Origin of the sequence: Nocardia sp. CA-129566 (assembly GCF_050956075.1) — a bacterium.
Lineage (GTDB): Bacteria > Actinomycetota > Actinomycetes > Mycobacteriales > Mycobacteriaceae > Nocardia.
The window spans coordinates 3,514,892-3,539,139 of sequence record NZ_CP192085.1 but is presented as its reverse complement, the minus strand read 5'-3'; the positions used below and the strand labels follow the sequence as shown (position 1 = coordinate 3,539,139).

General features: G+C 65.9%; 22 protein-coding genes and 1 pseudogene. 13 read left to right on the top strand and 10 right to left on the bottom strand.

Annotation, left to right across the window (positions count from 1 at the left end):
• From ACQP0C_RS15280 to ACQP0C_RS15250, 7 genes are all read right to left on the bottom strand, one after another.
• Positions 1-591 (bottom strand): HIT family protein, encoded by a 591-nt coding sequence (locus tag ACQP0C_RS15280; protein ID WP_364777794.1) that lies wholly within the window; start codon positions 589-591, stop codon positions 1-3.
• Entirely contained in the window at positions 588-2,639 is a 2,052-nt protein-coding gene (gene thrS / locus ACQP0C_RS15275) for a threonine--tRNA ligase (RefSeq protein WP_433733558.1), read from the bottom strand. Before thrS ends, ACQP0C_RS15280 begins: the two co-directional genes overlap by 4 nt.
• A gap of 255 nt (positions 2,640-2,894) precedes the next feature.
• The gene (locus ACQP0C_RS15270; protein WP_433733557.1) at positions 2,895-3,521 is read right to left on the bottom strand and encodes a (2Fe-2S)-binding protein; all 627 of its coding nucleotides are present in this window, start codon (positions 3,519-3,521) and stop codon (positions 2,895-2,897) included.
• A complete protein-coding gene (locus ACQP0C_RS15265; RefSeq protein ID WP_433733556.1) occupies positions 3,518-3,946 on the bottom strand; it encodes a TIGR02611 family protein in 429 nt (142 codons plus the stop codon). Before ACQP0C_RS15265 ends, ACQP0C_RS15270 begins: the two co-directional genes overlap by 4 nt.
• A gap of 153 nt (positions 3,947-4,099) precedes the next feature.
• Complete coding sequence (locus ACQP0C_RS15260) at positions 4,100-6,355, bottom strand: solute carrier family 23 protein (RefSeq protein WP_433733555.1); 2,256 nt, start codon at positions 6,353-6,355, stop codon at positions 4,100-4,102.
• A gap of 229 nt (positions 6,356-6,584) precedes the next feature.
• On the bottom strand, positions 6,585-8,909 hold the full coding sequence (locus ACQP0C_RS15255; protein WP_433733554.1) for a SulP family inorganic anion transporter: 2,325 nt from the start codon (positions 8,907-8,909) through the stop codon (positions 6,585-6,587).
• A 354-nt stretch (positions 8,910-9,263) separates the two neighbouring features.
• A complete protein-coding gene (locus ACQP0C_RS15250; RefSeq protein WP_433733553.1) occupies positions 9,264-9,821 on the bottom strand; it encodes a TetR/AcrR family transcriptional regulator in 558 nt (185 codons plus the stop codon).
• Between the two features lie 296 nt (positions 9,822-10,117).
• Here ACQP0C_RS15250 and ACQP0C_RS15245 point away from each other — a divergent pair, with 296 nt between their 5' ends.
• The 5 genes from ACQP0C_RS15245 (at position 10,118) to ACQP0C_RS15225 (ending at position 13,245) form a co-directional block, all read left to right on the top strand.
• Positions 10,118-11,689, top strand: a complete 1,572-nt coding sequence (locus ACQP0C_RS15245) for an LVIVD repeat-containing protein (protein ID WP_433733552.1) — start codon at positions 10,118-10,120, stop codon at positions 11,687-11,689.
• Positions 11,686-12,333, top strand: a complete 648-nt coding sequence (locus ACQP0C_RS15240; protein WP_433733551.1) for a DUF305 domain-containing protein — start codon at positions 11,686-11,688, stop codon at positions 12,331-12,333. Before ACQP0C_RS15245 ends, ACQP0C_RS15240 begins: the two co-directional genes overlap by 4 nt.
• 134 nt (positions 12,334-12,467) lie before the next feature.
• Entirely contained in the window at positions 12,468-12,647 is a 180-nt protein-coding gene (locus ACQP0C_RS15235) for a hypothetical protein (RefSeq protein ID WP_433733550.1), read from the top strand.
• A gap of 62 nt (positions 12,648-12,709) precedes the next feature.
• Entirely contained in the window at positions 12,710-12,931 is a 222-nt protein-coding gene (locus ACQP0C_RS15230) for an NAD(P)-binding domain-containing protein (RefSeq protein WP_433733549.1), read from the top strand.
• Positions 12,883-13,245, top strand: coding sequence for an SDR family oxidoreductase (locus ACQP0C_RS15225; RefSeq protein ID WP_433733548.1), 363 nt, complete (start codon positions 12,883-12,885; stop codon positions 13,243-13,245). The genes ACQP0C_RS15230 and ACQP0C_RS15225 overlap by 49 nt, the downstream gene beginning before the upstream one ends.
• Positions 13,246-13,579: 334 nt before the next feature.
• On the opposite strand, the gene ACQP0C_RS15220 is transcribed toward ACQP0C_RS15225, so the two are convergent.
• Positions 13,580-15,016 (bottom strand): MFS transporter, encoded by a 1,437-nt coding sequence (locus ACQP0C_RS15220; protein WP_433733547.1) that lies wholly within the window; start codon positions 15,014-15,016, stop codon positions 13,580-13,582.
• An 88-nt stretch (positions 15,017-15,104) separates the two neighbouring features.
• Between ACQP0C_RS15220 and ACQP0C_RS15215 the strand changes: the two genes are divergently transcribed.
• From ACQP0C_RS15215 to ACQP0C_RS15185, 7 genes are all read left to right on the top strand, one after another.
• The gene (locus ACQP0C_RS15215; protein WP_433733546.1) at positions 15,105-15,644 is read left to right on the top strand and encodes a MarR family winged helix-turn-helix transcriptional regulator; all 540 of its coding nucleotides are present in this window, start codon (positions 15,105-15,107) and stop codon (positions 15,642-15,644) included.
• Positions 15,645-16,501: 857 nt separating this feature from the next.
• Positions 16,502-17,428: a reverse transcriptase domain-containing protein gene (locus ACQP0C_RS15210; RefSeq protein ID WP_433733545.1), complete on the top strand. Its 927-nt coding sequence runs from the start codon at positions 16,502-16,504 to the stop codon at positions 17,426-17,428.
• A gap of 121 nt (positions 17,429-17,549) precedes the next feature.
• Positions 17,550-18,455, top strand: coding sequence for a site-specific integrase (locus tag ACQP0C_RS15205; protein ID WP_433722436.1), 906 nt, complete (start codon positions 17,550-17,552; stop codon positions 18,453-18,455).
• Complete coding sequence (locus tag ACQP0C_RS15200) at positions 18,452-19,381, top strand: tyrosine-type recombinase/integrase (protein WP_433722437.1); 930 nt, start codon at positions 18,452-18,454, stop codon at positions 19,379-19,381. Before ACQP0C_RS15205 ends, ACQP0C_RS15200 begins: the two co-directional genes overlap by 4 nt.
• Entirely contained in the window at positions 19,381-20,370 is a 990-nt protein-coding gene (locus tag ACQP0C_RS15195; RefSeq protein WP_433722439.1) for a tyrosine-type recombinase/integrase, read from the top strand. Before ACQP0C_RS15200 ends, ACQP0C_RS15195 begins: the two co-directional genes overlap by 1 nt.
• A gap of 112 nt (positions 20,371-20,482) precedes the next feature.
• Positions 20,483-21,094 (top strand): group II intron maturase-specific domain-containing protein, encoded by a 612-nt coding sequence (locus ACQP0C_RS15190; RefSeq protein ID WP_433725845.1) that lies wholly within the window; start codon positions 20,483-20,485, stop codon positions 21,092-21,094.
• A 17-nt stretch (positions 21,095-21,111) separates the two neighbouring features.
• A complete protein-coding gene (locus ACQP0C_RS15185; protein ID WP_433733544.1) occupies positions 21,112-21,417 on the top strand; it encodes a hypothetical protein in 306 nt (101 codons plus the stop codon).
• Between the two features lie 13 nt (positions 21,418-21,430).
• Here ACQP0C_RS15185 and ACQP0C_RS15180 read toward each other — a convergent pair.
• Both ACQP0C_RS15180 and ACQP0C_RS15175 read right to left on the bottom strand, forming a co-directional pair.
• A pseudogene (locus tag ACQP0C_RS15180) lies at positions 21,431-21,562 on the bottom strand (methylmalonyl-CoA mutase family protein); the annotation flags it as partial.
• A 300-nt stretch (positions 21,563-21,862) separates the two neighbouring features.
• Entirely contained in the window at positions 21,863-22,333 is a 471-nt protein-coding gene (locus ACQP0C_RS15175) for a MarR family transcriptional regulator (RefSeq protein WP_433733543.1), read from the bottom strand.
• Between the two features lie 223 nt (positions 22,334-22,556).
• Here ACQP0C_RS15175 and ACQP0C_RS15170 point away from each other — a divergent pair, with 223 nt between their 5' ends.
• The gene (locus ACQP0C_RS15170; protein WP_433733542.1) at positions 22,557-24,152 is read left to right on the top strand and encodes a GMC oxidoreductase; all 1,596 of its coding nucleotides are present in this window, start codon (positions 22,557-22,559) and stop codon (positions 24,150-24,152) included.
• The last annotated feature ends 96 nt before the right edge of the window (positions 24,153-24,248 follow it).

The window sequence follows — 24,248 nt, the reverse complement described above, 5'->3', positions numbered from 1 at the left end:
CTACTCGACTTCCTTCCACGCCGCCGACAGCAGCGCCCGAGTTTCCCGCAGCAACTGCGGCATAACCTTCACCCCGCCGACGACGGTAATGAAATTGGCGTCCCCACCCCAGCGCGGCACGATGTGCTGATGCAGATGGTCGGCGAGCGAACCACCGGCCACCCCACCCAGATTCAGGCCGACATTGAATCCGTGCGGCCGCGATACCCGCTTCATCACCCGGATCGCCTGCTGCGTGAAGGCCATCAGCTCGGCGCTTTCCTCCAGCGTGAGGTCTTCGAGATTGGCCACCTTGCGGTAGGGCACCACCATCATGTGCCCGGGGTTGTACGGGTACAGATTGAGCACCGCGTAGACGTGCTCGCCGCGCGCGATGACCAGACCGTCCTCGTCCGACATCTTCGGGATATCGGTGAACGGATGGCCCGTCGCATCCTTCGGACTGGCGGCCTCGGCGATATAGGACATCCGGTACGGAGTCCACAACCGCTGCAACCGATCCGGCTCACCGGCCCCGGTATCCACGATGCTCCCCTGCTCGTCCGAGTCCGCGTTCACATCCGCGAACCCGGGCGCGGTCCACTCACTCATGCGCCGCCCTTCACCACAAAACCCTCGGCGGTCGGCGAGGCGTTGTCCCGGTTCGCGATCCATTCCACGATGGTGGCCACCGCAGCCGCGACCGGCACCCCGTTGACCTGGGTGCCGTCGCGGAAACGGAAGCTGACCGCACCCGCGTTCACATCGCGCTCACCGGCGAGCAGCATGAACGGGATCTTCTGTGCGGTGTTGTTGAAGATCTTCTTCTGCATCCGGTCGTCGCTGCGGTCCACTTGCGCCCGGATGCCCGCGTCCCGCAGCTGTTCGATCACCGAATCCAGGTGCGGTGCAAAGGCTTCCGCGACCGGGATTCCGACAACCTGAACCGGCGAGAGCCAGGCGGGGAAGGCACCGGCGTAGTGCTCGGTGAGCACGCCGAAGAAGCGTTCGATCGAACCGAACAGCGCGCGGTGGATCATGACCGGCCGCTGCTTGGTGCCATCGGAGGCGGTGTATTCCAGGTTGAAGCGCTCGGGCAGGTTGAAGTCGAGCTGGATGGTCGACATCTGCCAGGTGCGGCCCAGTGCGTCCTTGGCCTGCACGGAGATCTTCGGGCCGTAGAACGCGGCGCCGCCCGGATCCGGCACCAGCTCGAGTCCGGAGGTCTCGGCCACCTTGGCGAGGGTCTCGGTGGCCTCGTCCCAGGTCTGCTCGGAGCCGACGAACTTCTTCGGGTCCTTGGTGGACAGCTCGAGGTAGAAGTCGTCGAGGCCGTAGTCGGCGAGCAGGCCGAGCACGAACTGCAGTGTGCTGGTCAGCTCGGCGTGCATCTGCTCCTTGGTGCAGTAGATGTGCGCGTCGTCCTGGGTCATGCCACGCACCCGAGTCAGGCCGTGCACGACGCCGGACTTCTCGTAGCGGTAGACCGAGCCGAATTCGAACATCCGCAGCGGCAGCTCCCGATACGACCGGCCGCGGGACCGGAAGATCAGGTTGTGCATCGGGCAGTTCATCGGCTTGACGTAGTAGTCCTGGCCGGGCTTGCGGACGGTGCCGTCCTCATTGAGTTCGGCGTCCAGGTGCATGGCCGGGAACATGCCGTCCCGGTACCAATCGAGGTGACCGGAGACCTCGAACAGGTGGCCCTTGGTGATGTGCGGGGTATTGACGAACTCGTAGCCCGCGTCCACATGGCGGCGGCGCGAGTACTCCTCGAGCTCCTTGCGGATGATGCCGCCCTTGGGGTGGAACACCGGCAGACCGGAGCCGAGCTCGTCGGGAAAGCTGAACAGGTCCAGTTCCAGGCCGAGCTTGCGGTGGTCGCGGCGTTCTGCCTCTTCGAGTAGGTGCAGATGCTCTTCGAGGGCCTCCTGCGACTCCCAGGCGGTGCCGTAGATGCGCTGCAGGTCCTCGCGGTTCTGGTCGCCGCGCCAGTAGGCGGCGGAGCTGCGGGTCAGCTTGAACGCGGGGATGAATTTGGTGGTCGGGATGTGCGGGCCGCGGCACAGATCGCCCCAGACCTTCACACCGGTGCGCGGATCCAGGTTGTCGTAGATGGTCAGCTCTTTACCGCCGACCTCCATGACCTCCGGATCGTCGATGCCCGACTTATCGCTGATCAGCTCGAGCTTGAACGGCTCCTTGGCCAGTTCGACGCGCGCGTCCTCGACCTCGACCACGCGACGCGAAAAGCGCTGCGCGCCTTTGACGATCTTCTTCATCCTGGATTCCAGTTTGGCCAGATCCTCGGGTGTGAACGGCCGGTCCATCTGGAAGTCGTAGTAGAAGCCGTCCTTGATGGGCGGGCCGATGCCGAGCTTGGCTTCCGGAAACTCCTGCTGTACGGCCTGGGCCAGCACATGCGCGGCCGAATGCCGGATCACGCTGCGGCCGTCCTCGGTGTTCGCGGCGACCGCCTCGACCTCGACATCGGTGTCCGGGGTCCAGGACAGATCCTTCAGTCCCTCGGCATCGCGCACGACGACGATGGTGTCGGGTCCCTTGGTCGGCAGCCCCGCCTCGCGCACCGCGGCACCCGCCGTCGTCCCTGCGGGCACCCGGACGAGGGCGACAGGGCTGATAGGTGCTGAGGTGGTCACGGCGAGAGACTCCTTGGCGTTCCTGGCGGGCGGGTTCCCGCGCTGGTGCGGGCGGTTGCCCACGGGTCATCGTCGGAGGCGAATTTGCTCCGGCGCGACCATGCTATCGGCACCCCAGCGGCCCCGCGTCGATGGACCGGGCTCGCCGCGTCGCGGGTGGGCCGGTCCGGATCCGCGAGACCCGAACGTGACATTCGCCGACCGGTTCGATGCGACACTCCCGCCATCCGGACGTGGGCCGGAAGGCCATCGCTATCAGCTCTCGGCGGCGAGCTCGGTGAGCAGCGCCGTCCGCTCGGCGGCCGGCCTTTTCGGGCAGCTGGTGCACATCTCGCATCCGGGCACCTCGAAGACCAGACAGCACGAGATGCGGCGCACAAAGCTGCGCCCGCCGATCTCGACGAACCGTGGCACCGGCAGCTTCCCGCCGACCTCGGTCGCAAGCCGGGCCCCCGCCTCCGGATTCCCCGCATCGAGTGCCCGATTACCGATGGCGTCGGCCGCAATCGCCCACAGCGACGGCACCCCTGCACCGGATACCGCCGCGACGGGCCCGATCACTGCGGCCAGGGTCTCCCGCAGCGCGGTCGCAGCAGGCGGCTCGGCGATTGCCTCGATCTCGGTGGCGGGCAGGATGTGCACTCGCTCGATACCGCCATCGGGGCGGACTGCACAGTCCAACCGGTCCAGAGCCGGCACCGGTGCGGGCACCCCGGTCGCGTATGCGCGGGCGAGCTGTTCGACCAGGGCCGAAGCCACCATGCACCACCACAGCGTGCCCGAGACGCGCGGTTCGGTGGTGCCCCACGAGCGGCCCATTTCCGCGATCCGCGCGGACAGCCACTCCGGCTCGGTCAGATTCCGCCCGGGAACCGAATTCACCACGTGAGGGGACTGTGCAACCACTGCGATTCGACTCCGATCCAGCCGCCGAGCAACCCGAATGTTCCCAAAACCCACAGTGTCGCGATGACCAGCGCGCAGGTGGCGGCGGCCGCGGACACCCGCATGGCCGGGCCTCGTGCGGAGTACCACGCCATACCCTGCCGATACTTGTCGCGCAGCCAGCCGAGTGCCCGGCGGGCCCAGGCGAATTCGGTGGCGAGGATGCCAAGTCCGGCGAATACGATCGCCCAGCCGGGTCCGGGGTAGGGAATCGCGAGGATTCCGAGGACCAGCACCGCGATGCCGACCACCGCCACCCCGATCCGGTAGGCGAGGTTCAGCCTAGGTAACGCGGCCAGTCGGGTGCGCAAGGCGCGCCATCCGGTGCGCTCGGTCGATCCGGATTCCAACTCAACACTCATCGCCACCAGCGTAGGAGCGGGCCGACGGAACCTCCGGCCGGTGCGCCGCGTAACGCGGGCAGACCCGCCGCGTTCTACCGGCCCCGCGCCGGACTCGATCGGCGACCCGGCCGGACCCACCCGAACAGATCGGGCGGGTCCGATGTCAGCCACTCAGACGAGTTCCGGCGTGCTGCGCGCGCCGGTGTCGTCGATATGGGCGAGCCCGTCCACGGTGACCTCGATGACGCGCGCGCTGGCGATGTCGAAGAAGAGCCCCGATACCGTCACACCGCGCTCGGCGATGGCCGCCCGCACCGCGGGATGGCGGTGCAGGGTTTCCAACTGCACGGCCACATTGACCATGCTCAGCTGGTCGACCTCGCCGAATCCGGCGGCCGCGGCCGAGCGCGCCACCGGATGTCCGAGCCGGAACCGCTGCAGGCTCGGGTGGGCATGGGCGAGCCAGGGGCCGATTTCCGGACCGGTATCGGTCTCGGTGTACAGCGCCTTCATCGCACCGCAGGACGAATGCCCGCACACCACGATGGACCGCACATTCAACTCGTTGAGCGCGAAGACGAGCGCGGCCTGCACCGACGCGTCGCCGCTGACCGGCACCAGATTGCCCACATTGCGGACGGTGAACATGTCACCGGGACCGCTGTTGGTGATGACATTGGGCACCACTCGGGAGTCCGCGCACGTCAGGAAGAAGGTGTCGGGATCCTGGCGGTCCCGCAGTTCGTCCAGATGCGGACGCACGACATGGGCGTGACTGCGGTGGTAAGCGGCGACACCGGAGGTCACCGGGTCGGCGTTCTTATCGTCGTCCCGCCACGGGCCGAAGATCTCGTCGAGCACCGCTCGCCCGAAGCCGCGGGCGGGCGGCCCCGCGGTCGCGTGCGCCATCCGCGCGCTGCCGATTTCCACGAAATCGACGGTGCCGCCACCGCTTTCCTGCTGCCGCACCCACTCCTCGATGGCCTCGAAGGCGGCGTGGTCGAGGAAGTCGACGGTCATCTCGACGGTGACATCAACGCCCGCAGGCACTTTCGCGAATTCGGTGGACAGCTTCGGCAGTGCGAGGAAGGTGCAGGAACCGTCGATGGTCAGTAGCCAGCGTTGCGAGCCGGGAATCTGCCCGGCCGTCACGGCGACCCGCACCACGCGCCACAGCAGCAACCCGAAAGCCAGTGCCAGACCGATGATCACACCTTCCAGCAGATTCAGGAAGACCACGCCGACCACGGTGGCCGCGTAGATGACCAGATCGCCGGTGCGCCTGGCCAACTTGATGTGGGCCAGCTTGACCAGTTGGATACCGATGACGATCAGCAGACCGGCGAGCGCGGACTTCGGAATCTGCTGCACCAGTCCGGCCAGCGCGACCGAGAAGACCAGAATCCAGCAGCCGTGCAGCACCGCCGAAGCGCGGCTGCGCGCACCGGCCTGCACATTGGTGGCGCTGCGCACGATCACGCCGGTGACCGGCAGACCACCGAGGAGACCAGAGAGCACATTCGCCGAGCCCTGACCGATCAGCTCCCGGTCGAAATTGGTGCGCTTACCGGTATGCATTTTGTCCACGGCCACCGCCGAAAGCAGGCTCTCGACGCTGGCGATGAGCGCGATGGTGAGGATGGTGATCGCCACGGCGGACCAGTTGCCACTGGGGATCTGTGGCAGTCCGATGGCGTCGAACAGCGAGCCGTTCAATACGATTCGCTCGGCGTCGAACGGCAGCACCAATGACAGCACCGTGCCGACCAAGACCGCGACCAGTGGCCCCGGCACGACCCGTAGCTTGGCGGGCACGCGGCGCCAGCCGAGCATGATCGCGATGACCACCGCGCCGATGATCGCGTCGTCGCCGTGTAGCGATAACAGCTGCGACGGCAACTGGGTGATATTGGTCCAGGCGGAACTGTGCGATGACCCACCGAGCAGCACGTGAATCTGTTGCAGCGCAATGGTTACGCCGATACCGGCAAGCATCGCATGCACCACGACCGGGGTGACGGCCAATGCGGCCCGCGCAATCCGGCTGAGCCCGAACAGAATTTGCAGCACACCGGCCGCGACGACAATGAAAGTGGTTATCCGCCAACCGAATTGGCTGATGGATTCGGCGACAACGACGGTCAGACCGGCCGCGGGTCCGCTGACCTGTAGCACCGAGCCACCTAGTAGGCCAGCGACCACGCCACCGATGACGGCGGCAATGAGTCCGGCGGCGACAGGTGCACCGGAGGCGACCGCGATGCCGAGGGACAGCGGCAACGCGACCAGGAAGACCACGATCGAGGCGGGCAGATCGTGGCGCAGGATCGATGTCAGACGATCCGATAGCGGTTCGGAACTGCGATCGCCTTTGCCCAGCTCGGTGGGCGGTATCGGTGGTGCGGCTACGGCACTATCAATAGCCATTGACTTCTCCTTCGCCGACTCGGCGCGAAAGCCGAGGTCGGTTGACGATCAACATGTCCAGCAGGGCACAGACCGCGAACCGGCATCTCGCGGTGAAGCAGTTCCCGACACGGCAATGGGTCGAGATGTAAACCGAATCAAGATTATTAGTAAAGACTTAGCAAAGCCTGAGAAATTGTCGGAAAGTGCCCCAATCCATGCCGCCGGATCAGTGTGATAACAGCCATAGTCATGCCGAGTTCGCTTGCCGGGCAGAATCATTCGGCCCGGCTCGGTGGCGCGCCCGGCACTGGACCGGCTCCGCGGCAATACCGGGCACATCGGCCAACTCGTCCAGGGCAGCGACGCTCAGCTCATCGTCGAATTCGGCGATGCCGTCCATGGTCACCTCGATGACCCGGGCGGTCGCCAGATCGAAGAACAGTCCGGACACCGCGACACCGCGATCCTCGATCCCACGCCGCACCGCGGGATGGGCGTGTAGTCGCTCGAGTTGCAGTGCCACATTCACCATGCCGAGCTGGTCGACCGGCCCGAATCCGGCGAATGCCGCGGCATCGGCGACCGGATGGCCGAGCCGGAACCGGTCCAGGCTCGGTCGGGCGTGGGCGAGCCAATCGCCGAGTCCAGGCCCGGTACGGACCTCCCGATGCAGTGCGTCCATCGCCCCGCAACCGGAATGTCCGCACACCACCACCGCCCGCACGTCCAGCTTCTCCAGCGCGTAGATCAGCGCGGCCTCCACCGAGACATCGCTGCCCCCGACCGGGACCAGATTGCCCACATTGCGGACGGTGAACAGATCCCCCGGCCCGCTATTGGTGATGACATTCGGCACGATGCGGGCATCGGCGCAGGTCAGGAAGAAGGTGTCGGCGTCGGGTCGATTGCGCAAACCGTGCAGATGCGGACGCATCAGATGGGCGTGGCCGCGGTGATAGGCGGCGATACCCGCAGCGATCCGATCCTCCGAATTGCCCGTGCGCCGCCACGGCCCGATGACCTCGTCGAGGACCTGACGCGAACGTCCGCGCTCCGGCGGCCCCGCCACGGCGGTCGCCATTCGCGCACTGCCGATCTCGACGAAATCGACAGTGCCGCCCGCGGCTTCGCGTTGGCCGGCCCAGTCAGTGATCAGCTCATAGGAGGCGTGGTCGAGGAAGTCGACGGTCATCTCGATGGTCACCTCTACGCCGGAGGGGACCTTGGTGAGTTCCGCGGTCAGCTTGGGCAGCGCCAGGAAGGTGCAGGTGCCGTCGATGGTGACCACCCAGCGCCGTGCGCTGGCCACCGGTTCGGCAATGATCGTCACCCGCACCACCCGCCACAGCAGCAGGGCGAATGCCAGTACCAGCCCGATCACCATGCCCTCCAGCAGGTTCAGGAATACGACGCCGAGCACCGTCACCACGTAAACGAACAGGTCGCCGGTGCGCCGGGCCAATCGGATATGGGCCAGCTTCACCAACTGCACGCCGATCAGAATGAGCAGCCCGGCCAGCGCCGCCTTGGGGATCTGCTGCACCAGCCCGGCCAGCGCGACCGCGAACAGCAGGATCCACACGCCGTGCAGCACCGTCGCGGCCCTGCTCTGCGCGCCCGCGTGGGCATTGGTGATGCTGCGGACGATGACGGCCGCGATCGGCAGGCCGCCGAGCAGGCCCGACACCACATTCGCCGATCCCTGCCCGATCAGTTCGCGATCGAAATTGGTTCGATTGCCGGGTCGCGTTTTGTCCACCGCCACCGCCGAGAGCAGGGTCTCCACACTGGCGATGAGCGCGATCGTCACCATGGCCATCGCGACGGCGAACCAACTGCCGGACGGGATCTCGGGCAGGCCGATGGAGTCGAGCACTGATCCGCTCAGCACGATGCGCTCGACATGGGTCGGCAGCACCAGCGACAGGATCGTGGCGACCACTACCGCGACGAGCGGCCCCGGCACCACGCGGATCGCGCGCGGGACGAACTTCCAGGCGATCAGGATGACGATCACCACCACACCGACGAACAGATCGCCGCCGTGCACCGACATCAACTGGTGTGGCAGTTGGGTGAGGCTGGCGAACGACGAACTGAGCGAATTGCCACCGAGCAGGATATGGACCTGCTGGAGCGCGATGATGACGCCGATACCGGCGAGCATCGCATGGACCACCACCGGCGCGATGGCGAGCGCGCCGCGGGCAACGCGGCTGAGCCCGAACAGAATCTGCAGTACGCCTGCGCCAACGGTAATGAAACAGGTAGCGGCCCAGCCGAATTGGTGCACGCTCTCGGCGACGACGACGGTCAGACTCGCCGTCGGTCCGCTGACCTGGACCACGGAACCACCTAGTAGTCCGGCGACGACGCCGCCGATGACGGCGGCAATGAGGCCAGCGGCCACGGGGGCGCCGGAGGCGACCGCGATACCCAGCGAAAGTGGTAGTGCGACAAGGAAAACCACGACCGAGGCGGGGACATCATGGCGGCCGACGGCGGCGAGACTTACTGGAAGACTTGCGCGAAGCGGCGACGTCCGTGGTGCGGAATCGGTGTCGGTGGACATTATTCTCCTTCGCCGACACGGCCTGGAGCCGATCGGTTCTTCGGTCGAACATGTACTGGCATCGAAAACGAGCGGCGGGCGAAGCTGGTGGAGCGAGAACGCTGAACGCTTCATGCGCCTGCATGGAGCGACTTCGTCGAGCAATGACCCGGTGTTGCGAAGGGTAGGCGCAATAGTAAAGACTTCGCAAAGCGCACGGAAAGCTATATTGTGCCAATGGGACGAACCGCTACCAAACTGTGACCCAAGTCACAATTTGACCAAGTGTTCCGAGGCCACGCAACAAGTCGCAGAGCTAGCCGATCACGGCGACGCGGTGAACAGCAACCGCGAACGCCGGGCGACAGACCCGCATCACCGAGTCAGCCCGCGCTCCAACAGCGCCCAAGCCTGTTGCGCCATTTGCCGTTTCGACCGCCCGTCGGTCTTCAATAGAATCGCGGCCAGCATCGCAACGGCCATGAATACGTCCGCCGCCGTGACGTCCACGCGCAGCGAACCGCGCTGGGTCGGGTCCTCGAGTTTGTCCGCGACGAGACTCATCAGGCGCGCGGCCACTTCGCCGACGCGCGGATCGTCGGTTCCGGAGGGATTGATGATCGCCACGAAAGCGGCCGAGTTGGTGATCTGCTCGACAATGACCGCGAGGACATCGTCGACAGTGGTCGACGGATTCGCCGCGAGTTCTTCGACCTCGGCGATGTTCTCCTCGAATACCGCGAGCGCCAGGCTCTCCCGGGTCGGAAAGTGTCGGTACAGCACACCCTGACCGACCCCGGCGGTGCGCGCGATGGAACTCAGCGTGGCATCGAAACCATTCTCCGCGAACACTTCCCGCGCCGCCCGGATGAGAGCTGCCCGATTGCCCGCCGCGGCCTTCGGCCCCCTGTTCGCGCGACTCGAGGCTGTCATTGTCGCAACGTTACCGCACCGAACGGCGCCGCTCCCGCGACGGCGGCGATGCTGGCACATAGCTCGCAGACACGACGAACAGGTGTGAACCGCCGCCCCTTGACTCCCAAATATGTCGTGGCGCACACTACTGCCGGGTAACCGGACAACACAGTCCGGCTATGTCCACTCGCACCGCCACACCACGGCAGGCGCATCCGAACAGACGTCCGCGGCCGCGCACCGGCCGATCACGAGCACCGCGGCCGATCCGGTATCGACCACACGAAAGGCAACCCTCGTCGCCGAGGGCTCCCATGAAATCTCCGTTGCATCCCTGGGCCCGACGTGCCCTGGTGACCGCGGCGGCCGCGGCGCTGCTGCTGCCGACCGGAACGCTCGCCGCCCAACCACCGTCCGGCGCGTCCGGGCACGTCGAAGAAATCGCTGGCCTCACCGATATCGCCGCGGCGCGCGCCGAATGCGGACCCGACGCGTCCCCCGAATCCGGCCTGCAGGGTGATGTCCCGGCCGATGACCGCAACAGCGGTCGCAGCAGCCAGGGCTACCGCTGCAATGTGCGCCAGATCGGCGGCTACTCCGGACGCGGTGGCGCGATCTCCTCGGTCAGCTTCGAGAACTGCGTCTATGTCGGCACCTTCTTCCCGGGCAATCTGCTCGGGCCCGAACAGGGCGTGCAGGTTCTCGATATCTCCGACCCCACCGCGCCGGTACTCACCGCGACACTGAACGAACCGGCGATGCTGGCGGGTACCTGGGAAAGCCTGAAGGTCAACGCCGAACGAAAGCTGCTCGTCGGCGCGGGTGCGCCGGTGCTGACCGGTGCCGGTCTGCTTTCGGTCTACGACATCTCCGATTGCGCCCATCCGCGCCTGCTCAATCCGGGCCCTGGGACCAGCCTGAATATGCCGCTGCCGATCACCGCGCACGAGGGCGGGTTCTCCCCCGACGGCAATACCTACTGGAGTTCCGGCGTCGCACCCGGACTCGTCAGCGCCGTGGACCTCACCGATCCCGCCCACCCGCGCGTCATCTGGCAGAACCTGCCCGGATTCTCCATGCACGGCTTCGGATTCAGCCCCGACGGCAACACCATGTACCTGGCGAACAACTTCGGCGGACTCATGGTCATGGATATCAGCGCCGTCCAGCGCCGCGATCCGAATCCGCAGGTGCGCCAGCTCGCCAACATCACATGGACCGATGGCTGGGCCACCCAGCACAACATCCCGGTCAGCTATGACGGCAAGCCCTACATCTTCGCCACCAATGAAGCCGGATCCGGCGGCGTGAAGCTCATCGATGTCTCTGATGGCGCGGACCCGCGGATCGTCAACACCATCAAACTCGAAATCGATCTGCCCGAAAACGAGGACGTCGCAATGGCTTCCGCTGCGGGCGGTTCGCTCTTCGGCTACGACGCGCACTACTGCGCCGCCGATCGGCCGACGAATCCGACCGCATTGGCCTGCAGCTGGACCTCATCGGGCATTCGCGTATTCGATGTCCGCGACCCGTTCGCCATTCGCGAGATCGCCTACTACAACCCGCCCGCCCGCACCGGCCACAACACCGAGTTGACGAACTCACCGCACGCCCTCGCATCCATCATCGGCCCGCCTCTGCTGGCCGGGCCGACGGTGGTCCAGACCATGCTGCGGGGACAGTTCGATTTGTCCCAGGCCACCGGTCCGCGGTCGGGCATGCTCGCCTTCGGCGACCTGTCCACGGACTGGTGCTTCTCGGCTCCGGAATGGCGGGGCAACCAGTTGTGGACCACCTGTGCCGATAACGGATTCCTTGCGCTGCAACTGGATTCCGGCGTCTACCGCCCACCGGCCGACCAACGATCGACCATCGGTTCATGACCAGACGAGGTTGGGTCGAGACCGCCGCGCTCGTCTGCCTGGCAGTACTGCTGCTGGCGGTCGGCGCGGCGCTGCGGCCATTGGTGGCGGCCGACGACCGACCCGCACCACTCGTGCTCACCGATACCGAAGTCGGCTTCGCCCAGGACATGCTCGCCCATCACAATCAAGCCCTGCTCATGGCGCAGCGGCTCGATTCGGGCGTCGACCCGACGATACGTGCTCTGGCACAACAGATTTCGGATACCCAGCGCACCGAGATCGGGATGCTGCTCGGTTGGCTGCGCATGGCCGAAGCGCTCGCGATCAATCCGCAGCCGATGGCATGGATGCACGCCGACCGATCCGAGACCACCGACCATCACCACACCGGTCCGGCAACGAGCGCGACGGCCACGACGAGTGCCGCGATGCCGGGCATGGCGACCCAGGCCGAACTCGACGCCCTGGCCGCCGCCCGGGGCGCCGACGCGGAATCGCTTTTCCTGCAATTGATGCGGCGCCATCACTACGGCGGCATTCAGATGGCTCAGGCCGCCGAGCGCCAATTGTCCAGCGGCATTGTCAAACAGGCCGCACGCGACATGCTCGACACACAGAGCCGGGAAATCGGGGTGTTGGGTCTGCTGCTGTCACGATCCTGAGCGCTCGACGTGCTGCCAGACGATCAGCGTCCCTACCATACGGGGGAACGCTTCTCGGCGAAGGCGCACGGTCCTACCTGGGCGTCCGCGCTGTTGTCGATCCCGGTCGACTCGACGAGGTCATCTCCCACGGCATGGCCGACAGCTTCGTGCTCGGCCGGATCGTCTCGGCCGGTGACACCCTGGACCGCCTCGCGGCACATGCCGGTGATCTGCTCCGCAAGGACGTCGGCGTGGCCGCGACCGGCGATATCGAGCCCGGCATCGTGCTCACCGCCGCCGCCACCCTCGGCCTGGTGAACCACACGCGCTGAGTACGAAAGAGATATTCGGATGCGCATCGGATTCGTGGGGGGCGGGCGGATGGGCCGCCCCCATGGTGGCGCGGCTCGTCCGAGGCGGTCACGAAGTCGTGGCAGTGGGCCGATCCGCCGAAACCCGTAGCGCCATAGCGGAGTCGGGTACGACGGCGGTCGAATCCCCGGCGGCCGTCGCGCGGGCCGAGGTTGTCGTGGTGTGCGTCTTCACCGACGAACAGGTGTGCGAGGTGTGCCTCGACGGACCGTTGTTTCGGGTATGGCGGCCGGTTCGATCCTGATGGTGCACACCATCGCGAGTCCGCGCACCATCGAGGCCGTCGCCGCGCGCGCCGCATCGCATCGCATCGCATCGCATCGACGACGCTCCGGTCAGCGGCGGGCCGCACGATATTGCCGCGGAACAGGTGATGCTGTTCGTCGACGGCACCGACGCGGCGCTGGTCCTGGTCCGCCCGGGCCGATTCTGTCGCTGCCCGGCACACTCGCCCAACCCGAACAGATAGCCAAAGCCGCCGTCTTTCTGGCCTCCGACGCCGCATCCTTCGTCAACGGCGCCATCGTTCCGGTCGACAGCGGCTGGTCGGCGGGCTGAGCCGCCGCACCCGGCGTCCGCCGATCGATAGCGCCATGCCGCCGTTGAACAGGGGGTACTCCCACCAGCATCAGCTTCGCACCCCACTTGCCCCACCACAGTGCGGTATTCCCTCGACGGGAAGTCCGGCGGCATCGATATAGCTATCGGCATTCGGGCGGCGCGCGCCGAGCGCATTATGCCCGTCAGCCTGCAGTGCGGTAAGCCGCCTTGGCACATCCTCTTTCGAGGAATCGATGACCGCGTCCGCGCCGACCGCCAATGCCGTCTCCCACCGGGATGCGATGACGTCGGCGACGACAGTCCTCCGGAGTTGGCGGTCGGCGGTCGGGTCTCAGACCCGGGACGCGACCCTCGGTTCATCGACGATCCGGTCCGCGACCGCCGCGCGCCGGACCGGAATGGTCAGTGCGACCGCAGCGCCGAGCAGTGCTACGCCGCAACCGATCAGCAGGCCGACACGGAAACCGTTCTCGGTCGGGATGGCGTGGGTGCCCATGGTGACGGTCATTTGCGCCAAGACCGCACCGATCACGGCCGCCGCCACCGAGGTACCGACCGAGCGCATGAGCGTATTGAAGCTATTGGCCGCCGCGGTCTCCGAGACCGGCACCGCGCCCATGATCAGGGCCGGCATTGCGCCGTAGGCGAATCCGACGCCGGTGCTGATCACCAGGGTCACCACCAGCAGACCCCAAGGGGAACCCATGAGCGCCAGCGAGATTCCGTAGCCGAGGGCGATGATGAGGCCGCCCGTGACCAAGGTGACCTTGGGGCCGCGCGCCGCCGACAACTTCGCGCCGAGGGGTGAGACCACCATCATCGTCAGACCGGACGGGGCCATCCACAGTCCCATCGCCATCATCGACTGACCCAGACCGTAGCCGGTGGCCTCGGGCAGTTGCAGCAACTGGGGCACGAGCAATGCCTGCGCGTACATCGCCATCGCGATGACGATCGATGCGGCATTGGTCAGCAGCACCTGTGGGCGCGCGGTCACGCGCAGATCGACCAGCGGATCCGAGTTACGCAGCTCCCACCAGCCCCAGATCGCGAGCACCACGACCGCGGCGGCGAAGAGTCCGAGGATGCTGCCGCTGGTCCAGCCCCACGCCGCGCCCTTCGATACCGCGAGCAGCAGGCAGACCAATCCGGTGCCGAGTCCGATCGCGCCCAATACGTCGAAGCGTCCGGCGGCGGCGGACGGGGTATCCGGAATCAGCACGAAGATCAAGGCGCCGACGAGCGCGGCCAGCACGGCCGTACCCCAGAACAGCACATGCCAATTGCTGTACTGGATAACGGCGGCCGATACCGGCAGACCGAGCGCCGCGCCGATCCCCAGCGACGAACTGATCAGGGCGATGGCCGAACCGAGCCGCTCCGGCGGTAGTAAGTCCCGCAGCGCGCTGATACCGAGCGGCACGATGCCGACGCCCATGCCCTGCAGGCCGCGGCCGATGATCATCGGCGCGAGCGAGGTCGCGGTCGCGCACACCGCCGAACCGATGACCAGCGGCACCGTCGACGCCAGCAGAATGCGCCGCTTGCCGTACATATCGCCGAGCCGCCCGGCCACTGGTGTGGTCACCGCGCCGACGAGCAGGGTCACGGTGACCACCCAGGTGGCATTGGACGCCGTGGTACCCAGCAACTGCGGCAGCTGTCCGAGCAGTGGTACCACCAGCGTCTGCGTCAGTGACGCGACGATGCCGGCGATCGCCAACACCGCCAGGATGCCGCCCGGGCGGGCGGAGTCGGGCTTGTCCACGCGAATCTCCCTCGATCTCGAACCGATTTGCACTATACAATCAATATGTATGATGCATGCTGATTGCAGAGTACAAGGAATATGTGTGATGCACATCTCCAGCGCAATTCCGGCCCGCACCTCCCGCAGCGCGGCGGATGATTGGAAGGACGGCATGGCTAAGCCCGTACACCTGGTCGAATTCGAAACCATGCTGCTGAGCAGGTATCAGCTCAGCTCACGCCGCCGCGCGCACGGAATGCTCGAACGCAGCTCCTACCTGCTCCTGAGTCGGCTGGCGATCGACGGCCCGCTGTCCATCCGGCAGCTCAGCGACGCGCTGCATCTCGACGCGTCCACCCTGAGCCGCCAGATCGGCACACTGCTGCGCGACGGACTGGTCGAACGCATTCCCGACCCCGAAGGCGGTATGGCGCGCAAGTTCCGCACCAGCGCGGAGGGCGAGCAACGACTGGAGGGCGAACGCGCGGCCACCGTCAGCGGCCTCGAACGCGTCATGCACGACTGGACAACCCAGGATGTGACCGCCTTCGCCGATTACCTCCGGCGGTTCAACAGCAGTATCGAGCAGCTCGATGGCCGCCCATGGCCGCGACCGATCGCCAGCGGCCAGCTTCCTCATCGATGACCGGGAGCTGACCTGAGGGCCGGAACTCGGATCCGCTTACAGGGCTCGGCGCCCAGATTCGCGCAGTTGTCCCACTGAGTGGACACAACCACTGAAGTGACCGTGAATTCCTGGTACCACAGCAATGACCGACCACACCACAACCCGCTGATCAAGGCCAGCCGACGATGAAACTGTTCCGCACCGCGATCGGATATCTGCACAGCGACGTATCCGGCACCCGCCAGGCCTGGGATGAGATCCAGGTGCGCCGTGAGGCGCTGTTATCCATATTGGAGGTGCGATGACTCCGAAGTGATTGTGTCGCAGCATGATCGCTGTAGCTGAGGGCAGTCTGATCCGGGAGACGCCGGGGAGGATGGGAGCAGCCCTGACAACGCCGGGAGGTGTCAGCACTGCCGAATGGTGCCGGTCCGGCAAGCGTGGGACAAAGGTGGACGCAAGGAACCAGTGTGTTAAGCCCCTCAAGCGTCCCGTCAGCTCGAAACTCGGTGGATCTGGGCTGAATTGCGGTGCGCACCGTCGCTGGCGAATCGTTTGCGGCGGGAACTCCTGTGGCCGGCGTTTGGGTGTCGGCAGGGAGGTCACGGTGAAGGTCTGCGGCGTAGCCGTGACGATGCCGCAGGGGCATAGCTGGCCACCTCCTGTCCCGAATGGATAGCAGTGAACACGGGAACCACCCCGTTACGCCCGTGAACGGTCACGGCCAGTGATCGGTTACGGGCAGGCTCGTCGTCGGCAGAGGGAGCGTGGGTGGGGCGGAGGGGTCGTAGTAGTCCGAGGCCGGGAAAGCCGGTCACATGGCGAAGGACCCCAGTGGATGTCGCGGTGAGGAGCCGTAATGGACGGAGGCACTTGTGAATACGGGTGAGTCGTGGCCGGACTTCGACGAAGCCTGGTCTCGGGTACGTCGGATGCAGTCCAAGCTGCACTGGTGGTCGACCCGTGAGGCGGGTCGGCTGTTCGATGACCTGCACAACCTTGTGTATGACCCTGCGTTTCTGGTGCATGCCTGGGAAAGGGTTCACGGCAACAAGGGTGGACGAACAGCGGGTGTCGACGGGGTAGTTCCCCGCTCGATCCCGAAGGAGTCGATCGTATTGCTGTCGCAGCTGCGGACCTCGCTGAAGGAACGGACATTTCATCCGAACCTGGTGCGGGAGAAGCTGATCCCGAAACCGGGCAGTCCCACCAAGAAGCGCAGGCTGGGGATACCGACAACAGCGGACCGGATAGTACAGGCGTCGCTGAAGTTGGTGCTCGAGCCGATCTTCGAAGCCGATTTCCAGCCCAGCTCCTACGGGTTCCGGCCGAGAAGACGTGCTCAGGACGCGATCGCCGAGATTCACATGCTCGGCACCCATGGCTATCAGTGGGTGTTCGAGGCCGATATCGAGGCATGCTTCGACCGGATCGACCACACCGCTCTAGTGGATCGAATGCGTCACCGGATCGCGGACAAACGCGTTGTGGCCCTGGTCAAGTCTTTCCTCAAAGCGGGAATCCTGTCCGAGGACGGAATCGACCGGGACCCCCAGATGGGAACACCGCAGGGCGGGATCCTCTCGCCGCTGCTGGCCAATATCGCACTCTCGGTCCTCGACGACCACTTTCAACATAAGTGGGACGCCGCTGGCGGTGGAGTGCGATATCCAGAATCGCGGCGGGCGGCCCTGCGCAGGAAAGGATTCGCGACATACCGTCTCGTCCGTTACGTCGACTTATGCCGACGTCGGCATAAGTCGGCTTATGGGGACCGGTGGGTTATGCCGACCGTGGCGTGAGGGTGCTGGATAGGCGAGGTGGTGGGGCTGGTTGGTCGGCATAATCTGGGCCTTGTGATCGTGATGGTGGCGGGTTTCGAGTGGTTGGAGGAGGACAACCACTCGAGACGGGAGAGATCACATGGGTGCCGAGATGTCGGTGGATGTGCTGGTAGCGGAGTTCCGTTCGTGGCTGGCGGTGGACCGGGGGCTGTCGCGGGAGTCGGTCCGTTGTTATGGGACTCAGGCGGGTAAGTTCCTGGCCGGTTTGCCTGGGCCAGTGGATGCTGCTGTGCGGCAGCTGGATTCGGGTCGGATCACCACATTTATGGTCGATTATTGCCGCGACTGCAACACCTGGTCGGCGAAGGCGATGGTGACCTCGCTGCGCGCTCTGCTGCGGTTCCTGCACGTGTCCGGACGGATCCCGGCGCCGCTGGTGGGCGCGGTTCCGGGGGTGGCGGGCTGGCGGTTGGCGTCGCTGCCGCGCGGTCTGGACGCGCCGGTGGTGGCGCGGTTGCTGGACGGATGTGACCGGGCGACGGTGGTGGGCCGACGCGATCGCGCAATCTTGACGATGCTGGCCCGGTTGGGGTTGCGTGGGGTCGAGGCCGCCGGTTTGGAGTTGGACGATATCGACTGGCGCAGTGGAGAAGTCACCATCCGTGGCAAGGGCAACCGGATCGACCGGCTGCCTTTGCCGGTCGATGTCGGTGAGGCGATCGTGGCGTATCTGACCGACGGCCGACCGGCCTGCGCGGTGGCGACGGTGTTTTGCACGATCCGCAGACCCTATCGGCCGTTGAACGCGGCGGCGGTGCGGGCGATCATGGGTCGTGCCTGCGCGCACGCGGGCATGGCGCGGGTGGGTGCGCACCGTCTGCGTCATTCGCTGGCCAGCGACATGCTCCGGGCGGGAGCGTCGCTGCCGGAAGTCGGGCAGGTTCTGCGGCACCGAAGTGACCTGTCCACGGCGATTTACGCGAAGGTCGACGAGAATGCGCTGCGCCCGCTGGCGCAGCCCTGGCCGATCCAGGTGCGGTCATGAGCGTGTTGCGCCGAGCCGCCGAGGACTATCTAGCCATGCGACGGGCGCTGGGGTTCAAGCTGACAACTCAAGCGGTGCAATTGATGTCGTTCATCGGCTACTGCGAGTCGGCCGGAAGTGATCGCATCACCAGCGAGCTGGCGCTGGAATGGGCGACCACGACCGGCAGCGGCAGCTGCCACGACGCCTACCTGGCACGCCGGTTGATGACGGTGCGGATCTTCGCCCGCCACTACCAGACCCTCGACCCAGACAGCGAGGTCCCACCCGAAGATGCTCTGCCGCACCACAAATGCCGGATTGCACCGTATCTGTATTCACCCGCTGAGATCGCAGCCCTCATCGACGCCGCCGGGCAGTTGCGGCCACCGCTGCGCGCGGCGACCTGGCAGACACTGATCGGCCTGCTCGCGGTGACCGGCATGCGCAAACGCGAAGCCTGCCGCCTCGACGACGAACACGTCGACCTCGATCGAGCGGCATTGGTGATCCTGGATTCCAAGTTCGGCAAGTCCCGGCGCCTGTTCCTGCACGACTCCACCGTCATTGCTTTGCGGGACTACCGACAGCAGCGCGAGCGGTGGTGCCCGAACCGGTCCGGCCCCTGCTTTTTCGTGTCCACCCGTGGCACTCGCCTGGATGCCGACAATATCCCCAGCACCTTCACCGGCCTGATCGACGCAGCCGGCATCACGGCGCCACCCGGAGGGCGACGGCCCCGGCTGCACGACCTGAGACACACGTTCACCGTCGCCACGATGATCGGTTTCTACCGCGCCGGCGGCGACGTTCAAGCACGGTTGCCGATCCTGTCGACCTGGCTCGGCCACGTCGACCCGAAATCGACCTATTGGTATCAGCAGCAGATACCCGAACTACTCACCCTGGCCGCGCAACGCCTGGAAACCGTTGGGGATGAACGGTGATGACCGCGCTGGCTCCGATCCTGCAAGCATTTTTCACCGACAAACTCCTGCGGCAGCGCCGCGCCGGACCAAACACCATCGCCGCCTACCGCGACGCATGGCGGCTGTTGCTGCAATTCGCTTCCCGCGCAACAGCAACCGCACCCAGCGGCCTGGACCTGGGCCAGCTCGATGCCACGCTGGTCACCGCTTTCCTGACCCATCTCGAAACGGAGCGGTCCAACAGCACCGCGACCCGCAACACACGGCTGGCCGCGATCCGGTCGCTATTCCGTTACGCCGCCTTGCACGCGCCCGAACACGCCGCCGACATCGCCCGAGTGCTGGCCATCCCACCCAAACGTCGTGACCGGCCCATCCTCTGCTACCTCACCACCGACGAGATCGACGCCCTGATCGCCGCACCCGACCGCAACACCTCGCTCGGGCGCCGCGATCACGCCTTGCTGGTGCTGGCCTGCCAGACCGGGCTACGCGTTTCCGAACTGATCGGGTTGACACGCAACGACATTCACCTCAACCACGGTGCTCATGTCCGCTGCCATGGCAAAGGCCGCAAGGACCGCGCCACCCCGCTGACCCGCCACACCATCGCCGCCCTGCACGATTGGCTCGCCGACCACCACGGCGCACCCACCGATCCGCTGTTCACCACCCGCGAGGGCCGACCGCTTTCGCGAGATGCAGTAGCCAAGCTGGTCACCAAACACACCCGCCGCGCCACAGCCCGCTGCCCAAGCCTGACCAGCAAGACCGTCACCCCGCACACCCTGCGACATTCCGCGGCCATGGCGCTGCTGCACGCCGGGGTCGACACCTCAGTCATCGCGCTTTGGCTCGGCCACGAAGACCCCGGATCCACCCACACCTACCTGCACGCCGACATGACCATCAAGGAGAAAGCCCTCGCCCGCCTCACACCACCCAACACCAGCCCCGGCCGCTACCACGCCACCGACACCCTGCTCGAATTCCTCGACAACCTCTGACCCGATCACAAGGGCCGGGTTATGCCGACCAACCAGCCCCACCACCTCGCCTATCCAGCACCCTCACGCCACGGTCGGCATAACCCACCGGTCCCCATAAGCCGACGACTTCGTGGTCCTGATAAACGGGACAGAGCACCACGCCCACGAGATCAGGACCGAGGTCGCCGAGCTACTACGGCCGATGGGATTATCGCTGTCACCGGAGAAAACCCGTGTCGTGCACATGGATTCGGGGTTCGACTTCCTTGGCTGGCGCATCCAGCGCCGGAAGAAGGCGGGCACGAACCGCACGATGATCTACACATACCCCTCGAAGAAGTCGCTGCACTCGATCGTCGGGAAGGTCAGATTCATCACCCGCAGGCAAGGGTCACCCTACAAGACGCTCGAGGCGCTCCTCCAACACCTGAACACTGTCGTTCGGGGCTGGTGTCTCTATTTCCGACACGGGGTCTCCAAAGCCACCTTCAGCTACCTGGCCTACTACACGTGGTGGGCCGTGGCCCGATGGCTCAAGAAACGACACCCGCGCCTGGGTTGGCGAAAGATCAAACGCCGGTTCCTCACCGAGAAACCGGATCAACGCCCAGAAGAGAATGGGACCGTGCTCTATAACCCCAGCGATATCGCCATCGAGCGATACCGATACCGGGGCAACACGATTCCGACACCGTGGAGTGCCCGCGCCGAGCAACTCGAACAAGCAGCCACACCAGCATGATGTCCATGGAGAGCCGGATGCGGGGAAACTCGCACGTCCGGTTCGGAGGGCGGTCCTGGGAAACGGACCCGAGGCAACCCGGGCACCGCGCCCAGGGCCGACCCTACATCCGCAGCCTGGCGCGACGCCTCGGTTACTCCCTCGCCAAGACCGTGACCTGCAACGGCAGAATGGACGACCCGATAGCCCGGCTCATCAAAACGATCCGCACAACGGCCGCCGATGCGGTCATCACACCCGATGTCACCCACCTCGGCGGAACCATCCCCGCAGCACTCGACCGAGCCGCCGCCGTGATCACGATTGCCCCGGAACTCGCATAAACCGATCCGGGTGCCGCTCGACATACTCCTCGAGGATGTCGTTCTGGATTGTGCCGGTGAGCTTTTCGCGCGGTACGCCCTTCTTCTCGGCCGCAGCCGCACAGAACGCCGCAGTCCCATCGACCAATACCTCGGCGTCGGCGAGCGCGCGGCCGGAGGTCACGGCCGACGCCGCCGTCGAAATCGTTTCCCGCACCGCAGATCGCTCCCCGGCAACTGTTCGATCGACGCGAACATGCTGACCAACTACTCGGGATCGAGGACCTGTCCCACTACGGCGATGGCAACCATACCACCCCGGATCTTTTCCGACTGAGCGAAAGTCATTGCTGGACATGACCATTGGTGCCAGCGAGGGAACGCCACGAAGGTGGACTTCAGGTCTGGCGGAAGAACGAGCACCGATGCACGTAGCTATGGCCGGGTAGGGCGAGCCTCCCGTCGATCAACGCTCGGAGGGTGCGGATCGGGGCCATGCGCGACCCTCCAGTCGCTCGATATCGGCGTTGAAGCGGCGGAGGTAGGCCGCGAATCCGGCGACTTCCTCGGGCGTCCAGTCGGCGAGCACCACACCGAGGCCTTCGATATTGGCGGTGCGTTCCAGTTCGAGTCGGTGCTGGCCCCCGTCGGTAATGCGGAACTTTCGGGCCATGCCACCCTCGGGGTCGGGGATACGTTCGACGAGTCCGTCGCTGAGCATGGCGTTCGTCTGGCGGTGCACGGTGGACGAGTCGAGGCCGAAGGCGTCGCTGAGTTGACCGACCGACATCGGGCCCTCGACCGCGATACGGCTCAGCAGCACATAGGAGCTGTAGCGGTCGATATGGGCGCCCTCACGCCTGCGGGAGGTGCCCGGGTTCATCCGCCGTCCGAGCAACATGGTCTCCAGCTCGATTTCATCGATTGGCTTATCCATCCCAACCCTTCCCGCCGACGCGCAGCAGCCCGCGACCGGACCCGTGGTGCAGATATAGCACAGCGGCGACTGCCCCTCTTGACGCCCACCGCGGTTTACCGCAGACTACGAACCCTACCGGACATTACTGTCCGGTAGACGAATCCGCATCCGCTGCCGGGACATCCGACGTCCGCGGCCACCCGCAATTCCCGCGGGTAACGACTACCCACGAAGGTTTGGAATGGCATCAATCACGCGCCGATCAGTGTTGACCGGGGCTGCCGCGGCCGGAGTGCTGCTGGCGTGCTCGCGAACCACCGCTCCCACAACCGGAATCGCGGCACGGGTCAACAGCGTCCCGCTCACCCGTGAGGAACACCGGGTAGTCGTCATCGGATCTGGATTCGGCGGCGGTGTGACCGCCCTGCGCTTGGCCAAGGCCGGAGTTCCGGTTGTGCTGCTCGAACGCGGTATGCGCTGGCCGACGGGTCCGAACTCGGAAACCTTTCCGCGGGCATCGGCGCTGGACAAGCGCGTGCTCTGGTATCGGTCGAGTCCCCAGTTGTTCGGTCGGCCACTGGTTTTCGAGCCGTATACCGGATTGGTCGAGGCGGTTCCCGGGGAGAATATGACCGCGCTGTGCGCCGCGGGCCTGGGTGGCGGATCCCTGATCTACCAGGGCATGTCGCTGCAGCCCACCGAAGCGGTATTCAACGCGAATCTTCCGCAGGAACTCGACTGGGCAACCATGGATCGCGTGCACTACCCGCGCGTCGCGGGCATGCTCGGCCTTGCGGTCGCGCCCGACGAGTTGGTCTCCAGTTCGAACTACACGGCCTCGCGGATTTTCGCCGAACATGTGCGCAAGGCCGGGCTCCCGCTGTCGAAGATCCCGATGCCGATCGACTGGAACTACGCGCTGGCCGAACTGCGCGGTGAGATGAAGCCGTCGTACACCAATGGTGACGGGGCCATGGGCGTGAACAACGGCGGCAAGCATTCGGTCGACGTCACCTATATCGCCGCGGCGGAAGCGACCGGTCTGGTCACGGTCCAGACGCTGCACCAGGTCACCGATGTCGAACGCGCCCCCGACGGACGCTGGGTCGTACACGTCGAGCGCCTCGATACGACCGGAGCCGTACTGGAGAACAAGATCATCACCACCAATGCCCTGGTAATGGCGGCGGGCAGCCTCAACACCACCCGGCTGCTGATGCGCGCCGCGGCCAAGGGGCAGATCCCGGATATGCCCGATGGCCTCGGCCAGGGCTGGGGCACCAACGCCGACCGGATCTACGTGTGGATGAATCCGACCGAGCATTTCGGCGAGGAACAGGGCGGTCCCGTGGTCTATGGCAGTAAGAACTGGGACGATCCGCGGGCCGCGTTCACGGTGATCCAGGCGGCCATGCCGCCGCTGGCGATGGATGCCGCGAGCACCATGATGGTCGGGTACGGGGTGAGCGAGGGACGCGGCGGGTTCATCTACGACTCGACCAACGACGATGCGATCCTGCACTGGCCGTCCGACGGTGACTCCTATATCCAGGACAACCACATCGGTCCCGCCGCGCACCAGATCGCCGGACCCGCCTGCACTCTCATCGATACCAACGCGCTGTTCCCGTCCACCTGGCATCCGCTGGGCGGTGCGAGCATGGGCGCCGTCTGCGATCTCGAGGGCCGGGTGCACGGCCAGCGCGGACTGTACGTGCTCGACGGCGCGTTGATGCCCGGCAATACCGCGGCCTGCAACCCGTCGATGACCATCGCCGCGGTCGCCGAACGCGCCCTCGACAAGATCGTCACGCAGGATATCGGCACGCTCATCTGACGGTCCGGCCTGCCGCTGGCCGCCACCGCGACGGTCGCCGGCCCCGGATCTCAACTGGCGCTGGCGCCCGACACCGACGAACCGTAACCGCCTGTG